Here is a 6,738-nt window from a genome sequence, read left to right as displayed (position 1 = left end):
CTTCTATTGACGTTCTTTTACCACAAAATATACTATTTTGGAGATGTTTAATAAGCAATCCAAGATAGAAGGAAGTATAGTAGCAACCGATCAAAACGGAACAAGAAGATTGTGGACAGAACCAGCTTCTGGTGAAGTGACATTAAAGCTGAGGATTTCTGATTGACGATTCTTCCGTTCCTCCTGTTTTGTACACCATCCCCCAGGCAACGATAAAATCACTAAGGTATCCTCTATCCTGCCTTAGTGAAGATGAAAGCCGATCGCCTACAAATTTCCGAAACCACCTCACCCAAACTCCAATTTCCCGAACTTCTCGCTCCTGCTGGTAATTGGGAATGTGCAAATGCTGCTGTTGAAAATGGTGCAGATGCAATTTATTTCGGTTTGGATCGGTTCAATGCGCGGATGCGGGCGGAAAATTTTACTGAGGCTGACTTACCAGAATTAATGGAGTACCTGCATAGTCGTGGTGTCAAAGGTTATGTCACTCTTAATACGCTGATTTTTCCTCAAGAACTCAGAGAAGCACAACAATATATTCGCTCGATGATTGCGGCGGGTGTAGATGCAGTTATCGTGCAAGATATCGGAATTTGTCGTCTCATTCGTCACCTATCACCTGATTTTCCAATTCATGTCTCCACCCAGATGAGCATTACGAGTGCTGCTGGTGTGGAATTTGCGGAATCTTTAGGGTGTAATTTAGTTGTGCTTGCCCGTGAATGTTCTCTCCACGAGATCAATAAAATTCAAAGCCAGTTAGCATACAGAGGCGCTTCGCTACCTTTAGAAGTCTTTGTTCACGGTGCTTTATGTGTAGCTTACTCTGGACAATGTTTGACGAGTGAAGCATTAGGGGGACGTTCTGCTAACCGGGGTGAATGCGCCCAAGCTTGCCGAATGCCTTATGAATTAATTGTAGATGGGGAAGTTATGAATTTGGGAGATAGAAAATATCTCCTCAGTCCCCAAGATTTGGCAGGGTTAGAGATTTTGCCTGATTTAGTGAAGTCGGGTGTAGCTTGTCTCAAGATTGAAGGGCGATTGAAGTCTCCAGAGTATGTTGCTAATGTGACTCGTGTTTATCGGCAAGCGTTGGATCGGATGATGGTGGAGTTGGAAGAGGAAGAGGAGACAAGAAGACAAGGAGGACAGGGGGGACAGGGGGGACATGGGGATACGGAGAATTACTCCACTTCTTCGGAGGAACGCTACAACTTGGAGATGGCTTTTTCACGAGGAATTTATACTGGCTGGTACCGTGGAATTAACAATCAGGAATTGGTTCATGCTCGCTTTGGGAAAAAGCGGGGAGTTTATTTGGGAGAGGTAATCCGAATTCATAATGAAAAAGTGAGCCTGAAGTTAGAAGCACCTGTCAAACCAGGAGATGGTGTTGTGTTTGACTGCGGTCATCCAGAGGCTAAGGAGGAAGGCGGACGCATCTATGCGGTAGAAAAAAAGGGAAAAGAAACTCTCTTAACCTTTGGACGACGAGATTTGAATTGGCGGCGAGTGCATGTGGGTGATAAGGTTTGGAAAACTAGCGATCCGGAACTTGATAAGCAATTACGACAGAGTTTTGCAGGGGATGTACCGCAGTTTCAGCGCCCAATTAATATTGAAGTACATGGGGAAGTTGGACAAAATTTAGTGGCGATCGCTCATGATGAACTTGGTCATGTTGCTCACGTAGAATCTACAACACCACTAGTAGCAGCACACACTAAACCCCTAACTCCAGAACGTTTACAAGAACAATTCGGTCGTCTGGGTAATACTCCTTTTTGCTTAGGCAACTTGACAAATAACCTCACTGGTGAATTGATGCTACCCGTGAGTGAGTTAAATCGGATGCGACGGGAAATAGTTACCCAATTGGAGAAACTGCGAAGAAAACCCAAGCGTTGGCAAATCAATCCAAGCGCTTCTGTTTCAGACTTACTTCCTGTTTCTGGGCTTCCTCGCTTTTGTGCTTCCTCAACTCCTAACTTAATTGTGTTAGTACGCAATCTTAAACAACTACAAGCAGCACTCGCAGCAGACGTTAATACTATCTACTGTGAATTTGAAGATCCCCGCAAGTATCGTGAAGCGGTGGAGATGGTACGCCAAGGAAGAGAGAAAGGACAAGGGGGACATGGGAGAGAAATTGATTCTTTACCTTCTGCTAGTCCTAGCATCTGGGTTGCACCACCTCGAATTACTAAGCCTGGAGAAAATTGGATTTTGCAGCAAGTGCGTTCGTGTGAGGCGGATGGCTATCTGGTGCGGAATTATGACCACCTAGAATTTTTTGGGCGCGATCGCTGTATCGGAGATTTTTCTCTTAATATTGCTAATCCTCTCACGGCAGATTTATTTAAAAACCACTTTAATTTAGAACGCCTGAGTGCTTCCTACGATTTAAATATCAATCAACTTGAAGATCTACTTAAAAGTAGTCCTCCTGATTGGTTTGAGGTGACGATCCATCAACATATGCCGATGTTTCACATGGAACATTGTGTATTTTGTGCCTTTTTATCTACTGGAACAGACTTTCGTAATTGTGGACGACCGTGTGAAAAATATGAAGTAAAACTGCGGGATCGCATTGGTACAGAACACATCCTTCATGCTGATGCTGGTTGTCGTAATACGGTATTTAACGGGATAGCCCAAACAGGTGCAGAGTATGTACAGCGTTTAATAGAGTTGGGTTTATGTAACTTCCGGATTGAATTTGTTAATGAGTCTCCTAATTACGTAACTCAAACGATACAACATTATCAACAATTGCTGAAGGGTGAAATCACAGGTTCCCAACTTTGGCGCGAGTTAAAGTTGCAAAATCAGCTAGGCGTAACTCGTGGTTCTGTAATTCATTAAAGGTGTCAAACCCACAATTGTTTGTAAATGACACAATGTCATTGCGAATGCAGCGTTCACCCTTGCGTTCCCGAAGGGTAGCGAAATGTTCGCTCGCAATGACTGTAATTAATTTTGCGAATTTAGCTATTAAGTTATGTTATTGTTTTTAAAAAATTAAAGAAAAAATCATTCTAGGGTATGATGCCAAACTCGTTTAAGCTGACTCTCAACGTGGAAGCAGAGTTTTTTTTCCAGCAAGGACTCCGACGCAATAAGGCTCAAGAATTTGAAGTCGCGATCGCCATTCTTGACACCGCACTCAAATGTAAGCCAGATTATCCAGAAGCTTGGTTCCAAAAAGGTTTTGCATTGGGTTCGTTGGGTCGTCACCAAGACGCGATCGCTTGTTTTGACGAGATGCTGAAGTTACGCACCAATGATTGTTGGGTTTGGCATAATCGAGCTATTGCTCTAGGGAAGCTAGAACAACACCAAGAAGCACTCAACAGCTTTGATCGTGCAATTGAGTTTAACCCCAATGCTTCGACTGTTTGGCACAATCGCGGTTTGACTTTGTGTGACTTACAACAGTACCAACAAGCAATTGTCAGCTTTAACCAATGTTTGAAGTTACAACCAGACGCCTATTGGGCTTGGAACAACAAAGGTAATGCTCAAAGAGAACTCAGACGCTATGAAGAGGCTCTCAATAGTTACGATCGCGCCATCGAATTCAACGTTGATAATGTGATGGCTTGGTTTAACAGAGGCGTAACTTTGAATGAATGGAAAAATTATCAAAAAGCCATCAAGAGCTTTGATCGGGTTTTGTCTATTCAACCTAATTACTACAAAGCTTGGTTAAACAAAGGTATAGCTTGGGAAAATCTAGAAAATTATGATGATGCGATCGCTTGCTACGATCAAGCTGCACAATTGCAATCAAAAGACCCTGTGATTTGGTACAATAAAGCTCGTTGTTATGCTCAAAAAAATAACATTCCAGTCGCAATTGTCAAATTGGAGCAAGCAATTAACCTCTGTCCAGAATACTTAGAAATCATCAAAACTCACGCAGATTTTGACAACATTAGTTCTGATGAACGCTTTCAAGCTTTGTTCCAAAGTCCCTAGTCAGTGATGGTAAGTTCAAATCCTATTTTGAGGGCTTCAGCCCTCAAAATCAACTCTTGATGAGCAACAATCAATAAATTTATGCACAAGTTTGCTCTAATTTTAGGAACCTGTCTAACTACAATTTCTTGCTTATTTTACCAACCATCACTAGCAGAAATTCCATCAATTCCCAAGCCTTCTGATGCACCCTTAGAATTAGATTTATTGACCAATCCTCAAAGTTCTGTGATGACAGCAAATACCATTGATCAAGGACAGTTAAGTGTTCCGAGTTTATGGTGGATTAAAGAAACTTCCGAAAAGAAACTCCTAGATAACTGGATTGCTTATCCATTCAATAATCATCAACCTGCGCGAGTAGATGTGATAGTAAATCAACAAATCTGGAGTTTACTAGATTATCTTGATCGTTACGATTTTGTAAATGGTTTGGGAGATATTGCTAGAACTTATGGTTACAACATCCGCATTTTTAATTATCAACAGGAACGTTTAGCAAGCTATACATGTAATTTTAAAACAAATCCATCCTTGTGTAGGATAGAAATAAATTCTCAAAGCAATTTTGGGTTAGGAAATTAGGAAATTCTTTTTAGATATATTAAGTAGAACGGCGTAAATAATTAAAGGTTTGTAGTAAGGACTTTAGTCCTTCTTTTAGGACTAAAGTCCTTACAACGAACTAGATTACAATAATTTTACATTGCTTAACATAGATCGATTTATTCCAACCGACTTACTTAGCAGTTTCATTTATCTGAGTCTTATAAAGACGAATTGCACTATTAGCTAATACCAAGCAGCTTCACGAATAATTGGTATAAGGGTTTAAATTTTTAGCGGTATATTGAAAAAATTGGGATGTTCCCCCAAGAAGTACCACGTGTCTATGCACTTACTAAATTAAGGTTAATCACAAAAATTGTCTGATCTATAGAAAACATTCAAGCATTTGTTAGAAATGCTTTAACTTTTCTTATGATGACTTAATGATCTATAAAAAACATTTAAGCATTTATTAGAAAAACTTAAACCTTTCTTATGATAGCTTTGTGATCTATAAAAAACATTTAAGCATTTGTTGGAAATACTTAAATGTTTCTTATAAATAAGACAATATTTACATAAATGTGAAAGCGAACGCAAATAACAATTAAATTTATAGAGAAATAAGCAATTTCTTCTTTGTGTCTTAGTACGACTCAAACAAATCAAGCAGTCTGCTTAAGCTGAATTTAGTATCAATATGGTTCGCCTAAAACAAATCGATTAACATTTAAATCCTGTACCAGACGCGATATATCGGGTCTGGTACAATCCCAAAATTATGACGAAAAATCCTTAACCGAACTGTATTGAGATTACATTAGCTCTTGATTTTCGCAAATAATGATTTATATTGATCAGCTACTGCCAGAGGTAAAGGTAGCAAAAACTCACTTTTCACGAAAATGTCATCTTGATTTAATAAGAAATTCTGTAATTGTTCTTGGATATTAGACGGTTTTACTTTTACAGGAATTGGTGAATTGGTTTTGGTAAGAATCAAAATCTGTTCAGCAACATTTGGTTTCCAGCAAAAATCAATCCATTGATCAGCTAAGTTTTCTGGCTTAACACCCACAGGTTTTACCCATACATCCGCCCACAATGCTGTTCCAGACACAGGAGTCGCCACAGCAAGTTGTGGATAGCGGGTAATTACTGGTAAAACATCATCAGACCAACCTACTGCTAACCAAGTATCACCAAGAATGAGCGGTTCTAAATATTTTGTAGAATCGTAAAATTTGACTTGTTGATTTAAAGCCTTTAATTCTGCCTCTAAGCCAGAAATTGCATCTAAATTTTCTGTATTGTAAGATTTTCCCAACTTCTTTAATACTAAACCAATTACTTCTCGCGGTTGATCAAGTAAGGAAATGCGATCGCGTAGTTCACTCCGCCATAAATCACTCCAGTCTGTTGGAGTCCAACCTAATTTTTGAAATTTATCACGACGATAAACTATAACTGTACTACCCCAACGATAGGGAGCAGCCCATACTTTTCCTTTAGCGTCCTGAAATCCTTGATCGTTGCGTGTGACTAATTCTTGCCAAGGTTGCGGTAATAACTTCCACTGTTTTAGTTGTCCTACTTCTAGTGGTTGAATTAGTTTTTTTTCAATTGATGCTTTCAGCCAATAATCTCCCAATGTCACTAAGTCAGCAATCTGAGGTTTTTGTGATGAGCCAAAGGGAAGATTAAAACTCAATCGCTGCTTAGGAGTTGCCTGAGATTGATTGTACCAACTTTGTAATTCCTCAAATAAACTCTGTAGCTGCTCTACTGGAGCAAAATTTAAGTTTACTCCCTTTTGCAAATTGCGACGAAACTGATTAACCACCTGACCAGGAATAGAACCTTTCAACAACTTAACACTCAAGGTTGTTTGTTTATTTCCACTACACCCAATTAACATCTGCGCCAGTGCTAATGTCGTACCACCTTGTAAAAACGACCTTCTATCCATTGATTTGAGAATTTTATTGATTGTTTCAACCTCAGCCATTGCTAGCTGATTAGACAGTTTGTCAGTTTATCATCATATATCTTATCTATTTTTTTTGTGATGCTGCCAAAAGCTAGTATCATCAACCTCAAGAGTGAATATTCTCGTTCAAACTGCCAATATTAATCTTGCTCAATACAATACCTTCGCCAAATTTATGAACTGGTAGAACAAGGATCGGCAGGGTGGAT

The 6,738-nt window shown here is 39.5% G+C and carries 5 protein-coding genes; 3 read left to right on the top strand and 2 right to left on the bottom strand.

The annotated features are described in order from the left end of the window. Nucleotides 1-90: 90 nt before the first annotated feature. Nucleotides 91-222: a hypothetical protein gene (locus AC5JMK_RS11220; protein ID WP_495910092.1), complete on the bottom strand. Its 132-nt coding sequence runs from the start codon at nt 220-222 to the stop codon at nt 91-93. A gap of 30 nt (nt 223-252) precedes the next feature. Between AC5JMK_RS11220 and AC5JMK_RS11215 the strand changes: the two genes are divergently transcribed. From AC5JMK_RS11215 to AC5JMK_RS11205, 3 genes are all read left to right on the top strand, one after another. Next, nucleotides 253-2,874 (top strand): U32 family peptidase, encoded by a 2,622-nt coding sequence (locus AC5JMK_RS11215; protein ID WP_096676553.1) that lies wholly within the window; start codon nt 253-255, stop codon nt 2,872-2,874. Nucleotides 2,875-3,057: 183 nt separating this feature from the next. Further along, nucleotides 3,058-3,990 (top strand): tetratricopeptide repeat protein, encoded by a 933-nt coding sequence (locus tag AC5JMK_RS11210; RefSeq protein ID WP_096676554.1) that lies wholly within the window; start codon nt 3,058-3,060, stop codon nt 3,988-3,990. Between the two features lie 81 nt (nt 3,991-4,071). Beyond that, a complete protein-coding gene (locus AC5JMK_RS11205; RefSeq protein ID WP_096676555.1) occupies nt 4,072-4,575 on the top strand; it encodes a hypothetical protein in 504 nt (167 codons plus the stop codon). A 784-nt stretch (nt 4,576-5,359) separates the two neighbouring features. Here the strand turns inward: AC5JMK_RS11205 and AC5JMK_RS11200 are convergent. After that, nucleotides 5,360-6,508 (bottom strand): extracellular solute-binding protein, encoded by a 1,149-nt coding sequence (locus AC5JMK_RS11200; protein ID WP_096679051.1) that lies wholly within the window; start codon nt 6,506-6,508, stop codon nt 5,360-5,362. Nucleotides 6,509-6,738: the final 230 nt, after the last annotated feature.

Source organism: Pelatocladus sp. (assembly GCF_059505505.1).
Note: the sequence above shows the minus strand (reverse complement) of the source record. Positions and strands in the feature narration are given on the sequence as shown.